Raw genomic sequence first — 15,820 nt, forward strand, 5'->3', positions numbered from 1 at the left:
GGGGTTTTGGGGGCTGGCCCCCAATTCCTACCGTGTCAGGATCAACCGGTCGCCGCGGATTTCCAGGCTTTCGAAACGGCGCAGGTAGGTCATGCCCAGAAGCGAGCCCTCCATCTCGCCCTCATTCACCACCACGCGCAGGTTTCGGTCGGTGATATTGCCGAGCTCAACCGTTTCGATACGGGTGGGTGCCGTGCGCACCTCGCCATTGGCGGTGGAGGCGCGACCCAGGTAGGTGAGGCTGCCCAGGTCGATGCCGACGCGCTGGGCGTCCTGGCGGCTGAGCACCACGTCGGAGGCGCCGGTGTCGACGATGAATTCGACCGGCTCTCCGTTCAACTGCAGCACCAGGTGAAAATGGCCGCCAAAACCGCGCGGGACTTCGATCTGGCCGGATGAGGTCAGGGTCTGGCGCGGCAGGATGTCAGAGCGGACGCCCTCCCACAGCCCATACCCGGCGACGAGCCCCAGGAACAGAAGTCCCCAGACGATGGCCGTACGCACATTCTTGCCCAGCGATTGCCGGTTGTCGGCGATGAAATAGGCCACGATGGCCGCGCCGAGCAGTCCCAGGTAGATCAGCCGTCCGTACTCATTCTCACTCATGGAAACTCCCTTGCCATGACAAGGATATAGGCTTTGTGGGAGAGAATGCCACAATGCGGTGGCATGTCACGGTCTCAACCGGCGATGACCCCGAAGTCCGCGAGCCCATCCAGCACGAATTGCACGGCCAGGGCGGCCAGCAGCATGCCCAGCAGGCGGGTCAGCACGTTGATGCCGGTCTCGCGCAGAAGGCGCTCCAGTGCGTCGGCGGCAAGAAAGAAGATCATGACCACGGCCAGAACCGCCAGCATGACGCCCAACACTGCCGCGAGCCCAAGCGCGCCGTCGGCCTGACCGGTTAGCAGGATCATCGCAGCAATTGCGCCAGGGCCCGCGATCAGCGGGGTCGAGAGCGGGAAGACCGACGGGTCGTCGGCCGGGTCCAGGGCGGTTTCGGACTGGTCCTTGCGGCGCTGGGTGCGGCGTTCAAAGAGCATGTCCAGTGCGGTCAGGAACAGCAGCAGCCCGCCTGCGATGCGGAAAGCGGCCATGGAGATGCCGAGGAATCCCAGCACCGCTTCGCCCAGCAGGCCGAAGAGCGTCAGCAACAGGGCGGCAATGCCCAGCGAACGGATCGCAATGGTGCGGCGTTGCCGGGGTGTGGCACCCTTGGTCAGGGCGACGAAGATCGGCATCAACCCGATGGGGTCGATGATCACGAAAAGCGTGGCAAAGGCCGAGATGAGGGCGGGCAGGTCGGTCATGGGCGCTGGTTAGCGGTAACCGGAGTGTAGGGCAAGGGCGCGCGGTTGACGGGCGCGATGATCGCGCGCGCAGCGCGCGCCACCGGCAGCAAAATTCTTCGAAGAATTTTCACCTGCGGGGCGGGGGTGCCCGGCTGCGCCGGGCGTCGCTGCGCTCCGACGCGGGCTGTTAGGTCTCGGCCGCGTCCAGCCTCTCCTGCGCCTCCATCCACAGCGCTTCGGCGCGGTCCAAACCCTCCATCACCTCGGCATGTTTCTTCTGCCATTGGGCGATTTCGCCTGCCTTGCCGGGTTCATAGAGCGCCGGGTCGGCCAGTTTCGCATCAAGCTTCTCGCGCATCTCGGTCAGCTTCTCGATCCGGGCCTCGCATTTGCGCAGGTCGGCGCGCAGGGCGAGGATCTTGTCGCGGTCGGGGCGTTTGGGCTTGCCGGAGGCCGGTTTGGCCGGTTTGTCCGTCGGATCCTTGGCCAGCAGCTCGGCGCGGTAGGCCTCCAAGTCCTGCTCATAGGGCGTGACCCGCCCCTTGTTCACCAGCCACAGCCGGTCGGCCACCAGGCTCAACAGGTGCATGTCATGGCTGACCAGCACCACCGCGCCGGAATAGGCGGTCAGCGCCTCGACCAGGGCCTCACGGCTTTCCATGTCCAGGTGGTTGGTCGGTTCGTCGAGGATCAGCAGGTGCGGCGCGTCGATGGTGGCGATCAGCAGCGTGAGGCGTGCCTTCTGCCCACCGGACAATTTCGCGACCAGCGTCTCCGCTTGGTCCGCGTTCAGCCCGAAGCCCGACAGGCGCGACCGCAGTTGGGCGGGTGTTTCGTCCGGGCGCAACCGGCGCAGGTGGTCGATGGGCGTCTCGTCCGGGTAAAGCTCGTCCATCTGGTGCTGCGCGAAATAGCCGATGCGTAGCTTGGAGGCCTGGGTCAAGCGTCCCGAAAGCACTTCAAGGCGACCTGACAACATCTTGGAAAGAGTGGATTTCCCCTGGCCGTTTTTGCCCAGAAGCGCGATGCGGTCGTCTTGGTCGATGCGTAGGTTCAGGCGCGACAGGACCGGCATGCCACCATAGCCCGTGGCAGCGCTTTCGATGGCGATGATCGGCGGCGACAGCTCCTCGGGTGAGGGAAAGCTGAACGCCCGCAAGGCCGCTTCCTGCGGGGTGGTGATCGGCTTCAGCCGCTCAATCATCTTCAGGCGGGACTGGGCCTGTACGGCCTTCGAGGCCTTGTAACGAAAGCGATCGACGAAGCTTTGCAGATGGGCGCGGCGCGCCTCGATGCGCTTGTTTTCGGCCTCGGCCACCGCCAGCCGCGCAGCGCGGGTTTCTGCGAACGTGTCATAGGGCCCCTGATAGAGCGTCAGCTTGCGGTCCTCGAGGTGCAGAATCGCGCCGACCGAGCGGTTCAGCAACCCCCGGTCGTGCGAGATGATGATGACCGTGTGCGGGTAGCGCACAAGGTATTGCTCCAGCCAGACCGCCCCTTCGAGATCGAGGTAGTTGGTCGGCTCGTCCAGCAGCAACAGGTCGGGCTGTGCAAACAGCACCGCCGCCAGGGCCACGCGCATGCGCCATCCGCCCGAGAAGGCGCTGCAGGGCATGGCGTGTTGTTCATCGTCGAACCCCAGGCCCTTCAGGATTGACGAGGCGCGCGCCTCTGCCGACCAGGCGTCGATATCGGCGAGCCGCGTCTGGATCTCGGCAATGCGGCTGGGGTCGGTGGCCGTATCCGCCTCGGCCATCAGGCTCGCGCGTTCCGTATCGGCGGCCAGCACCGTGTCCAGGAGCGAGGTCTCGGAGGCCGGAACCTCCTGCGCCACCCCGCCGATGCGTGCGCCCTTGGGGACCGAGATATCGCCCGATTCCAGGCTCAGCTCGCCTCGGATCAGGCGAAACAGAGTGGTCTTGCCGGTGCCGTTGCGGCCGACCAGGCCGACCTTGTGACCGTCCGGGATGGTCGCGGTTGCCCCCTCGAACAGAGGGCGGCCCTCGACCGCGTAGGTGATATCGGAAATGCGCAACATGGGGCGCGGTCTAGCAGAGGGGGCAGGGGGGCGCCAGAGGGGGAAGTCTCATGGGCATCCGCGAAGACGTGTCGCCCCGGAGCGGCGAAGCCGCGACGCGCCCGACCCTCCCCAGGGGAGGGCACCTTGCAGCGTTTCATTCTGCGGAAACGTATCGATCGCAGCGTTCGAGTGCCATCAAACTCCTGTGGTGGAGCGCCCACCCAGGGGCGGGCGCGTCGCGGCTGCGCCTTCCACCCCATTGCCATCCCACCCCCCAGCCGCTACCGCTTGTGGGTCCGGGAGATTTCGATGACCAGAACCCCACCCACCATGACTACGCTTGTCCTGCTCACCGGGCTGTCGGTGCTGTCGCTGAACATGTTCCTGCCCTCCCTGCGCCAGATCGCCGTGGGGTTGGAGGCGGACTATGCGCTGGTGTCGCTGTCGATCGGCGGCTACCTGGCGGTTTCGGCGGTCTTGCAGCTGATCATGGGGCCGCTTGCCGACCTGATCGGGCGGCGGCCGGTGATCCTGGCCGGGCTGGTGATGTTCACGCTGGCCTCGGTCGGCTGCCTGCTGGCGACAAGTGTCTGGGTTTTCCTCGGCTTTCGTGTGGCGCAAGGCGGGATTGTCTCGGGCATGGTCCTGTCGCGCGCGGTGGTGCGGGACCTGCATGAGCCGGACGAGGCCGCACGGCAGTTGGGCATCATGGGCATGGCCATGGCGCTGGCGCCCCTGTTGGGGCCGATGCTGGGCGGGGTGCTGGACCAGCTCTTCGGCTGGCGCGCCAATTTCGTGGCCTATGCGGTGATGGGCGCGGTGATGCTGGGTATCGCCTGGCGCGACTGGGGCGAGACACTCGTGGAACCGTCCGCCTCCTTCTCCGCACAGTTTCGCACCTATCCGACCCTGATGCGCGAGCCGGTCTTCTGGGCCTGGACCATCTGCCTGGTCTGCTCGATCGGTGGTTTCTATGCCTTCATGGGTGGTGCCCCCCTGGTGGGCGAAGGGGCGTTTGGGCTGACTTCGGCGCTGCTGGGGCTGGGCATGGGGTCGATCTCCGGTGGCTTCATGCTGGGCAACTACCTGACCGGCCGCTATGCCACCCGGTTGGGGCGCACGCGTATCGTGGTACTGGGCCGTTGGGTCGCAACGCTGGGGCCGCTCGCGGGCGCAACCCTGCTCTGGGCAGGCGCAATGCATCCGCTGGTTCTGTTCGGCGGCGCGATCTTCGTGGGGTTGGGCAACGGTCTGACCCTGCCGGGTGCCAATGCAGGTGTGATGAGCGTGAACCCGAAGCTTGCCGGCAGCGCCTCGGGCCTGTCGGGCGCGCTGACCATTGCGGGTGGGGCGGTCTTTACGTCGTTGGCCGCCACCCTGTCCGGGGGTGCGCTGGGCCCGGTCGTCCTGCTGATCCTGATGTCGGCAATCAGCGCGGTCGGGCTCATCGCAGCCCTCGCCGTGCAGCGGATGGAGGCGCGCGCGGCGCCTGCGTAATCCACGCTTTTCAAACGCGTCTGCCCATGGTATTCGCGCGCCAAATTCGAACACCCAAACGACAGGAGCCTATCATGGCCATTCAACGCACCTTCTCGATCATCAAACCCGACGCCACCAAGCGCAACCTGACCGGTGTCATCGCTTCGAAATTCGAAGAAGCCGGCCTGCGCATCGTCGCCTCCAAGCGCATCCAGCTGACCCTGGCCCAGGCGCAGGAGTTCTACGGCGTGCACAAGGAACGCCCCTTCTTCGACGAGCTGTGCGAGTTCATGATCTCCGAGCCGATCGTGGTTCAGGTTCTGGAAGGTGAAGACGCCATCGCGAAGAACCGCGAAGTCATGGGCGCCACCAACCCGGCCGAGGCCGCCGAAGGCACCATCCGCAAGGAATTCGCCCTGTCGATCGGCGAAAACTCGGTGCACGGTTCGGACGCCCCGGAAACCGCCGCCGTGGAAATCGCCTTCTTCTTCTCCGGTCTCGAGCTGGTGGGCTAAATCGCCCCTTCGGCGTCCTGAACGGAGGCCGGATCGACATCAACAGCCGCCCGCGCCCATTCGGCGTGGGCGGTTTGCGTTTCAAGGTGGCGGCGCAACAGCGCCACGTTGCGAGTGTTGGCATTCCAGGCCACGTCAAAGAGGTCACCGATCCCAGGCACCAGGCCGATCACCACGTCGACGCCCAGGTTCAGCCCCATGCGGATGAGCAGACGGCGGGAGGCGCCCATGTCGTAGGCTTCGACCATGATATAGGCGCCGGGGATCACCGCCACGACGTCGCCCACCACGGGGACAAGGCCCAGCACGGCATCCACACCGAACCGCAGATCCGTGCCCGGGATGGGCAACAGGTTCTCAAGCCGGTAGGCCAGCTTTTCGAGCTTTTGCAGGCGAGCTTCAATGTTAATGTCCATAACATTGATGTGGGGATGATCGCGGAAATGTGAAGGGGGGCCTTGCGCCTATTCTGCGGGGCGGATGCCGATTTCGTCCAGAATGCGTTCGAAATCAGTCTTTTGCGCAGGTTGGTGCGCGGCCTTCAGCGCGTCGAATTTGACCCGCAGCGCGGCCTTCTCCTTGCCCTTGCAGTCGTTCCAGGGTCGCCCTTGCAGCCCCATGACCAGCACGTAATAGCCGATGAAATGCGGCTTCGTGCCCGTCTCCAGCAACATGGCATAGGCCTTGTCCGGACCCAGGGCGCGCAGTTCGTCCGCCGTGTGGATGCCCGCGCGGGCAAAGGCCGCGTCGGAGGCGGGCCCAAGGTTGCGGATGGAGGAAACTGGGGCGCTCATGGCCCGAGTTTAGCCCAGGCTCAGATGCTCGCCCAGTCCTGGAACACCACGGGGACGTCCTTTTTCGGGGCAGGGGTCTTGGCCTTGTCCTGCGCGGTCTTGTCGGCGTGCAGCTTACGCGGGTTTTGCGGCTGCGGGGCCGGTTTGCGGGGATCGTGTTGGGACGCCATGGGTCGTTCCTTTCGTTGCGCCGGGGCTTCCGGCTGATGAGTTTTCCCTGCCGTCCTGTGTCCCCCTCTTGCGGGGAGAGCGTTCAGCATGCGCGAGGATTGCGGTGCCCTCCCGGCAGAAATGTGGCGCGCATGGGGGATCGCAAGCGCTGGTAAACCCAAGGTGAATGCGCGCGATGGGGGGATTGTGGTCGGCGGGGGCTCGGTGCACAGTCGGCCCATGAGCACGCCCCCCGATCCCCGTTTCCGCCTGCGCCTGGTCTTTACCTCCGATGACTGGATGGGCCCCGGCAAGGCCGAGCTGTTGGAGCGGATCGACCGTACCGGCTCGATCGCCGCGGCGGGACGCGAGATGGGCATGAGCTACAAGCGTGCCTGGCAGTTGGTCGAGGCGATGAATGCGATGTTCCGCGCGCCCTTGGTGGTATCGAGCCGCGGCGGGGCCAAGGGTGGCGGCGCGGTGGTGACCGAGGAAGGCCTGGTGGTGCTAGCCGAGTTCCGCGCCCTGGAAGAGGTCGCACAGGAGGCCGGAGCCGACCATATTGCGCGGCTGCAACAGATGCTGGGCGATATTTCCGATGGGGAATAACGCTTGCCTTTCGTGTTGCGTTTTCGTTATGTCCGAAGGGAAATAACGGACCCGCCATGCGTCACCTGCTCGCCCTTCTGCTGATCCTGTTCACCACGCCGCTCTGGGCGGGGGAGGTCACGGTCTTTGCCGCCGCCTCGATGAAAACCGCGCTGGATCGGATCTCGGAAGGGTTCGAGGCCGCAACGGGGCATCGCGTGACCCGCTCCCACGCGGGCAGCTCGGCTCTTGCGCGGCAAATCCAGCTGGGCGCACCGGCGGATGTCTTCATCTCGGCCAACCCGGGCTGGATGGATGCGTTGGAAGAGGGCGGGCTGATCGCGGCAGAGACCCGCTTTGACCTGGTCGGCAATCGCCTGGTTCTGGTGGGGCGCGAGGCGGCGGAGCCGGTTGAAATCACCGCCGGTTTCGACCTGATCGCCCAGCTGGGCGATGGGCGCCTCGCCATGGCCCTGGTCGAGGCCGTGCCGGTCGGCATCTACGGCAAGGCGGCGCTGGAAAACCTTGGTCTTTGGGATCAGATCGCCGGACAAGTCGCCCAAAGCGACAACGCCCGCACCGCCCTGGCCCTGGTTGCAGTGGGTGCCGCCCCGCTGGGCGTGGTCTATGCCACTGATGCCACCGCCGACCCGCGGGTCTCCGTGGTGGCAACCTTCCGGGCGGACAGCCATCCTCCGATCACCTATCCGGTTGCCGCCACCGTGACCGCACGTCCCGAGACGGCAGCGTTCCTTGCCTGGCTTAAGTCCTCTGATGCGCAGAAAATCCTAACCGAAGAAGGCTTTACCGAGGTGTCTGAATGAGCGGCTGGCTTGGCCCTGACGAATGGCAGGCCCTGGCCCTGTCGCTGAAGGTCGCGACCTGGGCGACGCTGGCCGCATTGCCGTTGGGCCTGTTTGTCGCCCATGCCCTGGCGCGGTGGGAGTTTCCGGGCAAGCAGGTGCTGAACGGGCTCGTGCACCTGCCGCTGGTGCTGCCGCCGGTGGTCACCGGCTACCTCCTGCTGCTGACCTTCAACCCGACCGCGCCCGTTGGTGGTGCTTTGCAAGCCGTCGGGATCAGCTTCGCTTTCCGCTGGACCGGCGCGGCCCTGGCCGCAGGGGTCATGGGCTTTCCCCTGATGGTGCGCGCCATGCGCCTGTCGATCGAGGCGGTGGACCCCAAGCTGGAGCAGGCCGCCGCAACGCTTGGCGCCTCGCGCGTCTGGGTCTTCCTAACCGTGACACTGCCTCTGATCCTGCCTGGCGTGCTGGCCGGGGTGATCCTGGGCTTTGCCAAGGCCATGGGCGAGTTCGGCGCGACGATCACCTTCGTCTCGAACATCCCGGGCCAGACCCAGACCCTGCCCTCCGCCATCTATGCTTTCCTGCAAGTGCCGGGTGGCGAGGGGGCCGCGCTGCGCCTTGTCCTGATCTCGGTCGCCGTGGCGATGGGCGCGCTTCTGGCCTCTGAACTGCTGGCGCGTAGGCTGGCGAAACGGGTGGGCGGCGCATGAGCCTGTCGGTGCACATACGCCAGCGTCTGGCGGGCTTCGACCTGGAGGTGGATTTCGACGCGCCCGCCGGGCTGACCGCGCTGTTCGGGGCCTCGGGCACCGGCAAGACCTCGGTCGTGAATGCGGTGGCGGGGCTCGCACGCCCAGACCAGGCGCGGATCGCGGTGGGGGACTGGACGCTGTGTGATACAGCGCGCCGCCATCACCTGCCGCCGCACAAGCGCCGCCTGGGCTATATCTTTCAGGAGGGGCGCCTGTTCCCCCACCTGTCCGTGCGTCAAAACCTGCGCTATGGCGCCTGGTTCACCCGCCGCCATGGCCCCGGCGAGGACATGGCCCGGGTGGTCGAGATGCTGGGCATCGGCCCACTGCTCGACCGTCGCCCCGGCGCGCTGTCTGGGGGGGAAAAGCAGCGGGTTGCCATTGGCCGCGCCCTTCTGGCCAAACCGCGCCTGATCTTGGCAGACGAACCGCTTGCCGCCCTCGATGAGGCACGCAAGGCGGAAATTCTGCCCTATTTCGAACGGCTTCGGGATGAGGCGGGGATCCCGATCCTCTATGTCAGCCATTCGCCCGCCGAGGTTGCGCGGCTTGCCACCACCGTTGTGGCGCTGGAGCGCGGGCGGGTGTCCCGCATGGCCCCACCGGGCGAACTGTTCAGCGACCCCGGCTTTCGCCCCGCTGGTCCGCGTGCCATCGGCGCCGTGCTGGAGGCGCGGGTCAAGGCGCATCATGACGACGGGCTGACCGAGCTGGACGCGGGCGGTGTGCCGCTGTTCCTGCCGCATATCGCGGAACCACCGGGCCATCCCATTCGGGTGCGTATTGCCGCCCAGGACGTGACCCTTTCTCTGGATGCGCCGGGGCGGATCTCGGCCCTGAACGTGCTGTCAGGGACCGTGGATGCGGTGCGGGCGGGGGACGGACCGGGCGCGGTGGTCGCCCTGACCACGCCTGCGGGCCGGGTGCTGGCCCGGGTCACGCGCCGTTCTGTCGCCGCGTTGGGCCTGAGGCCCGGACTTGCCTGCCACGCCATCGTCAAGACGGTCTCTATCGCGCCCGGTGACGTGGGCGGCGGCGCGTGACATTTGCGTGAAAGCGACATGCGAGGTCGAAAACAGGTGGGCGGCGGGCGGCCTGGATCGCTACGCCTGTCGGGCGCGACAGGAGGGAACAAGATGACGCTTTCGCTTGGGGTGGACACCGGCGGGACCTACACGGACGCGGTGCTGATCCGCGACGAGGAGGTGGTGATCGCCTCTGCCAAGTCCCTGACAACGCGGCAAGATCTGGCGCTGGGCATCGGCCGTGCGGTCGAGGCGGTGCTGACCGAGGCTCAAGTGGACCCGGGTGAGGTGACCTTGGCTTCGCTGTCGACCACCCTGGCCACCAATGCGCTGATCGAAGGGCAGGGCGAACGGGTTGCGCTGGTGCTTGTGGGCTTCTCGGAAAAGGACCTGGCCAAACACGGGCTGGACGAGGCGATGGCGGGCGACCCGGTGCTGTGCATCGAGGGCGGCCATGACCACGCCGGTCAGCAGAAACATCCGCTGGACGAGGACAGTTTGCGCAGCTGGCTGAACGCACATGGCGACGAAGTCTCCGGGTTTGCCGTCGCCGCGCAGTTCGCCACTCGCAACGCCGCACATGAACGCCGCGTGGCCGAGGTCATTCACCAGGCCACCGGCCGTCCGATCAGTGCTTCGCATCATCTGTCGGCCAAGCTGAACGGGCCGAAACGGGCGATCACGGCGATCCTGAACGCGCGGCTCATCGGCATGATCAACCGACTGATCACCCGCGCCCAGACCCGGCTGGGAGAACTCGGCGTGCACGCCCCCCTGATGGTGGTGCGTGGTGATGGCGCGCTGATTTCGGCCGATTTCGCGCTGGAACGCCCGATCGAAACCATTCTGAGCGGCCCGGCCGCCTCGATCGTCGGGGCGCGCTGGATGACCGGGGCCAGTGACGCGCTGGTCAGTGACATTGGCGGTACGACCACGGACGTGGCGGTTCTGCGCGATGGGCGTCCGGCGATTGACCCGGAAGGCGCCCGCGTCGGTCCTTTCCGCACCATGGTCGAGGCGGTCGCGATGCGCACCACTGGCCTGGGCGGCGACAGTGAGCTGCATTTCAAGGCGGCGGGGCTGGCGGGCGGGCTGCACCTGGGTCCGCGCCGGGTTCTGCCCGTGTCCCTGGTCGCGACACAAGCGCCCGAGCTGGTGCATGACGTGCTGGATCACCAGCTGCGCACGGGCGTTTGGGACGAGAACCACGCCCGTTTCGTGCAGGCGGTTCCTGGTCTGGCCCGCCATGGGGTCAGCGGGCGCGACCTGGCACTGCTCGAACGTATTGGCGATGATGTGCGCCCCTTGGGCGCGGTGTTGACGACACGACTGGACAGGCTGGCGCTGGTCCGCCTTGTGGATCGCGGGCTGGTTCAGGTGTCGGGTGTGACCCCGTCGGACGCTGCGCACGCCTTGGGGCTCAGCGACAGCTGGGATGCGGATGCGGGGCGCAAGGCGTTGGAATTGTTTGCCCTTCAACGCACTGGGGCAGGGCAGCTGATGGCCGAGGGCGTGGAGGCGATGGCGCAGATGGTCATTGACGAGTTGACCGACCAGACCGCCGTGGCCCTGTTGGAAACCGCCTTTGCCGAGGAGGCCGAAGGCACGTTCGATCTGCCGCCCGAAGAACTGGCGCGCCACGTGCTGACCTGGCAGGGGCTGGCCGGGCATCGCGGCATGCTGCGCATGGATGCCGGTTTGAACCTGCCGGTGATCGGGCTGGGGGCCTCGGCGCCCACCTATTACCCGGCGGTGGGCAAACGGTTGCATTGCGAGATGCAGCTGCCGGAACATGCCGGTGTGGCCAATGCCGTGGGTGCCGTGGTCGGGCGGGTCACAATCCGGCACTCGGGCTCTGTCACCAGCCCCTCGAACGGGGTGTACCGCGTGCATCTGGAGGAGGGGCCGGTGGATTTCCCGGCGCTGGATCCGGCGCTGGACCGGCTGGAAGAGGTGCTGCGCGCCCTTGCCGAGACAGAGGCGCGCGCCGCCGGGGCCGAGGGTATTCGCGTACACGCTGAACGCGATGTGCAGATGACCCTGATCGAAGGGGCCGAGATGTTCATCGACGCCCGGGTGGATGTCGAAGCCGCCGGGCGCCCGCGCATCGCGCATTGACCCGGCGGCTTCTGCTTCCTGCTCTGCCGATCAGTTCAGCCGCTCACCGGTGCCCGGTGCAAAGTAGGACACCTTGCTGAGGTCGAAGGCCAGCGACAGGCTTTCCCCCGACTTGGCGCTGGTTTCCGCGTGCAGGCGCGCGGTGACCTGTTTGCCGCCCAGGTGCGAGACGACGAAGGTGTCGGCGCCCGCCGGTTCCACCATCTCGATCAGGCATTCGGCCTCCTGCACGTCCTCACCGGCGCGGAAGCCCGCCTCGGCGATATCCTCGGGCCGCAGACCCAGGATCACGTCCTCGGGCAGGTCACGCGCATGGGTGTCGGTCAGAACCAGCGGCGCGGCGCCCTCGCGGGTGATCTCGATCTTGGTGCCGGAGCCGTTCGCCTTGGCCCGCGCCGGGATCAGGTTCATCGCCGGGCTGCCCATGAAATCCGCCACGAAGAGGTTGGCGGGGCGGTTATAGATCTCCGCAGGCGAACCGATCTGCTGCACGATCCCACCCTTCAGCACGACGATCTTGGTGGCCAGCGTCATCGCCTCGATCTGGTCGTGGGTCACATAGACCATGGTGGCGCCCAGGTTCTGGTGCAGCTTCTTGATCTCGGTCCGCATTTCCACGCGCAGCTTGGCGTCGAGGTTGGAGAGCGGCTCGTCGAACAGGAACAGTTTAGGATCGCGCACCAGGGCGCGGCCCATGGCGACGCGCTGGCGCTGGCCGCCGGACAGCTGGCCGGGGCGCCGGTTCAACAGCTGCTCGATCTGCAGCTGCTGCGCCACTTCCTGCAGCTTGCGCTCCTGCGTGGCCTGATCAACGCCGCGAACCTTCATGCCGAAGGTGATGTTCTTGGCCACCGACATGGTGGGGTAGAGCGCATAACTCTGGAACACCATGGCAATATCGCGGTCCTTTGGGCTGACCTCGGTCATGTCGCGCCCGCCGATCTCGACCGATCCGCTGGTGATCGGTTCCAGCCCGGCGATGCAGTTCAAGAGGGTGGACTTGCCGCAGCCCGAGGGGCCGACCAGCACCAGGAAGTCCCCGGGTTCGATCGCGACGTTGATGTCCTTCAGGATCTCGGTCGACCCATAGTTCTTGAAGAGGTTCTGGATGTTCAGAATGGGGGCCATGGGATTAACCTTTCACGGAACCCGCGGTCAGCCCGCGGATGAAGTATTTGCCGGCGACGACATAGACAAGAAGGGTGGGCAGGGCAGCGATGATCGCAGCGGCCATGTCCACGTTGTATTCCTTCACGCCAGTGGTCGAGTTGACGATATTGTTCAGCGCCACGGTCACGGGTTGCGTGCCCGCCTGGCTGAATGACACGCCGAACAGGAAGTCATTCCAAATCTGGGTGAACTGCCAGATGACGGTGACGACGATGATCGGCAGCGACAGCGGCAGGAAGATCGACCAGAAGATCCGGAAGAACCCCGCGCCATCCACCTTGGCCGCCTTCACCAGTTCCTGCGGAATCGTGACATAGTAGTTGCGGAAGAACAGCGTGGTGAAACCGATGCCATAGATCACGTGCACGAAGATCAGCCCGGGGATGGTGCCCGCCAGACCCATCAGGCCCAGCATGCGCGCCATAGGCAGCAGCACGACCTGGAAGGGGATGAAGCAGCCAAACAGCATCAGCGAGAAGATCAGGTTCGCGCCCTTGAACTTCCACTGGGCGATGACATAGCCGTTCACGGCCCCCAACATGGTCGAGATCGCAACAGCCGGGATGGCCAGGATTACTGAGTTCCAGAAGTAAGGTCGCAGCCCTTCGCACTGAATGCCGGTACAGGCGCCCGACCAAGCGGTGCGCCAGGCTTCGAAGGTCACCTCGCGCGGGAAGGCCACCAGCGATCCGGTGCGGATCTCCTCCAGGCTTTTCAGCGAGGTGGTGACCATCACGAAGAGCGGCATAAGGTAGAAGAGGGCAAAGAGGCCAAGCAGGGTGAACAGGATCCAGCGCAGGGCGATACGGCCCCAGTTGCGGCTGGTGGTGCGGGCGGGGGCGGGGGACAGCGTCATGTCAGTCATGTTTCGCCCTCAGTTCAGAGTAGAGATAGGGAACGATGATCGCAAAGACGACCGCCATCATGACCATGGCCGAGCTGGCCGCCTGGCCGATATCACCGCGCGAGAAGGCCATCGCGTACATGTAGGTTGCGGGCAGGTCGGTGGAGTAGCCGGGGCCGCCACCGGTCAGCGCAATGACAAGGTCGAAGCTCTTGATCGCCAGGTGCGCGAGCACGATGAAGGCGGACAGGAAGATCGGGGCCATCGATGGGATGATGATCGCCGAGTAGATGCGATAATTCGGGATGCCGTCGACTTGCGCGGCCTTGATGATCTCGCCATCCACGCTGCGCAGACCGGCCAGGAAAAGGGCCATGACGAAACCGGACGCCTGCCAGACACCAGCAATGACCACGGCATAGATTGCCATGTTCGGGTCAATCACCCAGTCGAAGGAGAAGCTTTCAAAGCCCCAACCGCGCACCATGTTTTCGATCCCCAGGCCGGGGTTCATGATCCATTTCCAGGCGGTGCCGGTGACGATCATCGACAGGGCCATCGGGTAGAGGTAGATCGTGCGCAACACGCCCTCGGTGCGGATCTTCTGGTCCAGCAGGATCGCCAGCAGCAGCCCCAGCACCATCGAAATCACGATGAACAGGGTTCCGAACAGGAACAGGTTGGTCATCGCCGTATCCCAGCGCGGGGAGGAGAACAGGCGATCGTACTGGATCAGCCCGTGGATCTCGTATTTCGGCAGAAGGCGCGAGCGGGTCAGCGACACCCAGGCGGTCCAGGCGATGAAACCGTAGACGAAGACGAGGATTGCCGCGAAAGAGGGTGCAAGCACCATCTTGGGAATATGACGTTCAAGCCATTTGGTCATGGCGTCGGCCCTTTTATGAGGTGGCCCCGCGCCCGGATCGAGCGCGAGGCCTGGGAGTAATGGTCAGCTCAGAGCGAATTGGCGACAGCGTCGGCCAGCATCTGCACGGCGTCAGCCGAGGACATGTCCGAGTTGAAATGCGCCGTCACCACATCGGTGATCGCACCGGCTTGCGCGCCGCGCAGTGCCATGCCGTGGGCATAGCTGGGCAGCAGCGAGCCGTTTTCCGAGCTTGCCGCCATATCTGCGGCCGAGGTGTGGGCGCAGCTGTCGAACTCGTCCAGCGCCACGTCGACACGGGCCGGGATCGAGCCCTTGTTCAGGTTGAACACCTTCTGGAAGTTTTGCCCGACGATCAGCTTGGCCAGCAGCGCCTGACCGGCCTGCTTGTCGTCTCCGTCAACGGTGAACATGGCGAAGCTGTCCACGTTATAGAGGAACCCGTCGCCCGGCACCGAAGCACAGAGGAAATCCTGGCCCGGCACCTTGCCGGCGGCCAGGAATTCGCCCTTGGCCCAGTCGCCCATGATCTGGAAGGCGGCCTCGCCATTCATCACCATGGCCGTGGCCAGGTTCCAGTCACGGCCCGAGAAGTTGTCATCGACATAGCCGCGCATCTTGCGCATCTGGTCGAACACCGCGACCATCTGGTCGGATTTCAGCGTGTCCATGTCCAGTTCGACAAAGGCCTTTTGGAAACCCTCGGCGCCCAGGATGCCCAGAGCCACGGCCTCGAACACGGTGGCGTCCTGCCAGGCCTGACCGCCATGGGCCAGCGGCGTGATACCGGCGGCTTGCAGCTTGTCGGCGGCGGCGTTGAACTCGTCCCAGGTGGTGGGCATGGCGATGCCATTGGCCTCAAGGATGGCGGCATTGCCCCAGATCCAGTCGATCCGGTGCACGTTCACCGGTGCCGCACACCAGGTGCCCTCGCATTTCATGTGCCCGGCGATGGAGGCGGGCAGCACATCGGCCCAGCCTTCGGCCTCGGCCACGGCCGAAATGTCGGCCAGAACGCCTTCCTCATACCATTCCTGGATCGCGGGGCCCTTCAGCTGAACGGCGGTCGGCGCGTTACCGGACAGAACGCGGGCACGCAGCGCGGTCATCGCCGCGTCACCGCCGCCACCGGCCACCGGCATGTCGGTCCAGGTGCCGCCATTGTCGGCGAACTCCTGCTGCAGCACGGCCACGGATTTGGCTTCGCCGCCGGATGTCCACCAGTGCAGAACCTCGGCCTGCGGATCGGCCAGCACCGGCATGGCGCAGGTCATGGCAATGGCCGAAACGGCCGCGTAAACGGATGTCTTCATCAGATTTTCCTCCCATAGATCGCCACCCGTCCGAGTGGCGCTGATCCAAACCTGCCGAGCCGGACCGG

Annotated in this window: 17 protein-coding genes; 7 read left to right on the plus strand and 10 right to left on the minus strand. The window is 65.6% G+C overall.

Features of this window, described 5'->3' with window-relative positions; translation table 11 throughout:
- Positions 1–27 precede the first annotated feature (27 nt).
- From ACO07D_RS14635 to ACO07D_RS14645, 3 genes are all read right to left on the minus strand, one after another.
- The gene (locus ACO07D_RS14635) at positions 28–606 is read right to left on the minus strand and encodes a retropepsin-like aspartic protease family protein (protein ID WP_421703685.1); all 579 of its coding nucleotides are present in this window, start codon (positions 604–606) and stop codon (positions 28–30) included.
- 74 nt (positions 607–680) lie between these two features.
- A complete protein-coding gene (locus ACO07D_RS14640) occupies positions 681–1,310 on the minus strand; it encodes a MarC family protein (protein WP_421703686.1) in 630 nt (209 codons plus the stop codon).
- Positions 1,311–1,479: 169 nt separating this feature from the next.
- The gene (locus ACO07D_RS14645; RefSeq protein WP_421703687.1) at positions 1,480–3,330 is read right to left on the minus strand and encodes an ABC-F family ATP-binding cassette domain-containing protein; all 1,851 of its coding nucleotides are present in this window, start codon (positions 3,328–3,330) and stop codon (positions 1,480–1,482) included.
- 312 nt (positions 3,331–3,642) lie between these two features.
- On the opposite strand from ACO07D_RS14645, the gene ACO07D_RS14650 reads away from it, so the two are divergent.
- A complete protein-coding gene (locus ACO07D_RS14650) occupies positions 3,643–4,809 on the plus strand; it encodes a multidrug effflux MFS transporter (RefSeq protein ID WP_421703688.1) in 1,167 nt (388 codons plus the stop codon).
- Between the two features lie 74 nt (positions 4,810–4,883).
- Positions 4,884–5,306: a nucleoside-diphosphate kinase gene (gene ndk, locus ACO07D_RS14655; protein WP_300514345.1), complete on the plus strand. Its 423-nt coding sequence runs from the start codon at positions 4,884–4,886 to the stop codon at positions 5,304–5,306.
- On the opposite strand, the gene ACO07D_RS14660 is transcribed toward ndk, so the two are convergent.
- From ACO07D_RS14660 to ACO07D_RS14670, 3 genes are read right to left on the minus strand one after another with little or no spacing between them, the layout of a single operon-like run.
- Positions 5,303–5,722 carry a DUF4112 domain-containing protein gene (locus tag ACO07D_RS14660; RefSeq protein WP_421703689.1) on the minus strand — a complete coding sequence of 140 codons (420 nt, stop codon included), beginning with the start codon at positions 5,720–5,722 and terminating at the stop codon, positions 5,303–5,305. The two genes, ndk and ACO07D_RS14660, sit on opposite strands and share 4 nt — an antisense overlap.
- Before the next feature lie 48 nt (positions 5,723–5,770).
- A complete protein-coding gene (locus ACO07D_RS14665; RefSeq protein WP_421703690.1) occupies positions 5,771–6,100 on the minus strand; it encodes a TfoX/Sxy family DNA transformation protein in 330 nt (109 codons plus the stop codon).
- A 20-nt stretch (positions 6,101–6,120) separates the two neighbouring features.
- Positions 6,121–6,270, minus strand: a complete 150-nt coding sequence (locus tag ACO07D_RS14670) for a hypothetical protein (protein WP_421703691.1) — start codon at positions 6,268–6,270, stop codon at positions 6,121–6,123.
- Positions 6,271–6,490: 220 nt separating this feature from the next.
- On the opposite strand from ACO07D_RS14670, the gene ACO07D_RS14675 reads away from it, so the two are divergent.
- The 5 genes from ACO07D_RS14675 to ACO07D_RS14695 all read left to right on the plus strand — a co-directional run bounded on the left by ACO07D_RS14675 (position 6,491) and on the right by ACO07D_RS14695 (position 11,539).
- Positions 6,491–6,859, plus strand: coding sequence for a winged helix-turn-helix domain-containing protein (locus ACO07D_RS14675; RefSeq protein ID WP_421703692.1), 369 nt, complete (start codon positions 6,491–6,493; stop codon positions 6,857–6,859).
- A 56-nt stretch (positions 6,860–6,915) separates the two neighbouring features.
- The gene (gene modA / locus ACO07D_RS14680; protein ID WP_421703693.1) at positions 6,916–7,662 is read left to right on the plus strand and encodes a molybdate ABC transporter substrate-binding protein; all 747 of its coding nucleotides are present in this window, start codon (positions 6,916–6,918) and stop codon (positions 7,660–7,662) included.
- Positions 7,659–8,354, plus strand: a complete 696-nt coding sequence (gene modB / locus ACO07D_RS14685; protein WP_421703694.1) for a molybdate ABC transporter permease subunit — start codon at positions 7,659–7,661, stop codon at positions 8,352–8,354. The genes modA and modB overlap by 4 nt, the downstream gene beginning before the upstream one ends.
- Complete coding sequence (gene modC, locus ACO07D_RS14690; RefSeq protein WP_421703695.1) at positions 8,351–9,439, plus strand: molybdenum ABC transporter ATP-binding protein; 1,089 nt, start codon at positions 8,351–8,353, stop codon at positions 9,437–9,439. Before modB ends, modC begins: the two co-directional genes overlap by 4 nt.
- A 93-nt stretch (positions 9,440–9,532) precedes the next feature.
- On the plus strand, positions 9,533–11,539 hold the full coding sequence (locus ACO07D_RS14695; protein WP_421703696.1) for a hydantoinase/oxoprolinase N-terminal domain-containing protein: 2,007 nt from the start codon (positions 9,533–9,535) through the stop codon (positions 11,537–11,539).
- A 30-nt stretch (positions 11,540–11,569) separates the two neighbouring features.
- Here ACO07D_RS14695 and ACO07D_RS14700 read toward each other — a convergent pair whose 3' ends face one another.
- From ACO07D_RS14700 to ACO07D_RS14715, 4 genes are all read right to left on the minus strand, one after another.
- Complete coding sequence (locus ACO07D_RS14700) at positions 11,570–12,667, minus strand: ABC transporter ATP-binding protein (protein ID WP_421703697.1); 1,098 nt, start codon at positions 12,665–12,667, stop codon at positions 11,570–11,572.
- 4 nt (positions 12,668–12,671) lie between these two features.
- Positions 12,672–13,574 carry a carbohydrate ABC transporter permease gene (locus ACO07D_RS14705; RefSeq protein WP_421703698.1) on the minus strand — a complete coding sequence of 301 codons (903 nt, stop codon included), beginning with the start codon at positions 13,572–13,574 and terminating at the stop codon, positions 12,672–12,674.
- Complete coding sequence (locus ACO07D_RS14710) at positions 13,567–14,439, minus strand: carbohydrate ABC transporter permease (RefSeq protein ID WP_421703699.1); 873 nt, start codon at positions 14,437–14,439, stop codon at positions 13,567–13,569. The genes ACO07D_RS14705 and ACO07D_RS14710 overlap by 8 nt, the downstream gene beginning before the upstream one ends.
- A gap of 68 nt (positions 14,440–14,507) precedes the next feature.
- On the minus strand, positions 14,508–15,752 hold the full coding sequence (locus ACO07D_RS14715) for an ABC transporter substrate-binding protein (RefSeq protein ID WP_421703700.1): 1,245 nt from the start codon (positions 15,750–15,752) through the stop codon (positions 14,508–14,510).
- Positions 15,753–15,820 lie beyond the last annotated feature (68 nt).

This window comes from Aliiroseovarius sp., assembly GCF_965228805.1.
Taxonomy (GTDB): Bacteria; Pseudomonadota; Alphaproteobacteria; order Rhodobacterales; family Rhodobacteraceae; genus JASBTN01.

Excerpts from the sequence above, each read along its gene's own strand:
- modC (WP_421703695.1), top strand. The coding sequence starts at position 8,351 with ATGAGCCTGTCGGTGCACATACGCCAGCGTCTGGCGGGCTTCGACCTG.
- ACO07D_RS14675 (WP_421703692.1), top strand. The coding sequence starts at position 6,491 with ATGAGCACGCCCCCCGATCCCCGTTTCCGCCTGCGCCTGGTCTTTACC.
- ACO07D_RS14710 (WP_421703699.1), bottom strand. The coding sequence starts at position 14,439 with ATGACCAAATGGCTTGAACGTCATATTCCCAAGATGGTGCTTGCACCC.
- ACO07D_RS14635 (WP_421703685.1), bottom strand. The coding sequence starts at position 606 with ATGAGTGAGAATGAGTACGGACGGCTGATCTACCTGGGACTGCTCGGC.
- ACO07D_RS14670 (WP_421703691.1), bottom strand. The coding sequence starts at position 6,270 with ATGGCGTCCCAACACGATCCCCGCAAACCGGCCCCGCAGCCGCAAAAC.
- ACO07D_RS14640 (WP_421703686.1), bottom strand. The coding sequence starts at position 1,310 with ATGACCGACCTGCCCGCCCTCATCTCGGCCTTTGCCACGCTTTTCGTG.
- ACO07D_RS14660 (WP_421703689.1), bottom strand. The coding sequence starts at position 5,722 with ATGGACATTAACATTGAAGCTCGCCTGCAAAAGCTCGAAAAGCTGGCC.
- ACO07D_RS14650 (WP_421703688.1), top strand. The coding sequence starts at position 3,643 with ATGACTACGCTTGTCCTGCTCACCGGGCTGTCGGTGCTGTCGCTGAAC.
- ACO07D_RS14705 (WP_421703698.1), bottom strand. The coding sequence starts at position 13,574 with ATGACTGACATGACGCTGTCCCCCGCCCCCGCCCGCACCACCAGCCGC.
- modA (WP_421703693.1), top strand. The coding sequence starts at position 6,916 with ATGCGTCACCTGCTCGCCCTTCTGCTGATCCTGTTCACCACGCCGCTC.
- modB (WP_421703694.1), top strand. The coding sequence starts at position 7,659 with ATGAGCGGCTGGCTTGGCCCTGACGAATGGCAGGCCCTGGCCCTGTCG.
- ACO07D_RS14715 (WP_421703700.1), bottom strand. The coding sequence starts at position 15,752 with ATGAAGACATCCGTTTACGCGGCCGTTTCGGCCATTGCCATGACCTGC.
- ACO07D_RS14700 (WP_421703697.1), bottom strand. The coding sequence starts at position 12,667 with ATGGCCCCCATTCTGAACATCCAGAACCTCTTCAAGAACTATGGGTCG.
- ACO07D_RS14645 (WP_421703687.1), bottom strand. The coding sequence starts at position 3,330 with ATGTTGCGCATTTCCGATATCACCTACGCGGTCGAGGGCCGCCCTCTG.
- ACO07D_RS14695 (WP_421703696.1), top strand. The coding sequence starts at position 9,533 with ATGACGCTTTCGCTTGGGGTGGACACCGGCGGGACCTACACGGACGCG.
- ndk (WP_300514345.1), top strand. The coding sequence starts at position 4,884 with ATGGCCATTCAACGCACCTTCTCGATCATCAAACCCGACGCCACCAAG.
- ACO07D_RS14665 (WP_421703690.1), bottom strand. The coding sequence starts at position 6,100 with ATGAGCGCCCCAGTTTCCTCCATCCGCAACCTTGGGCCCGCCTCCGAC.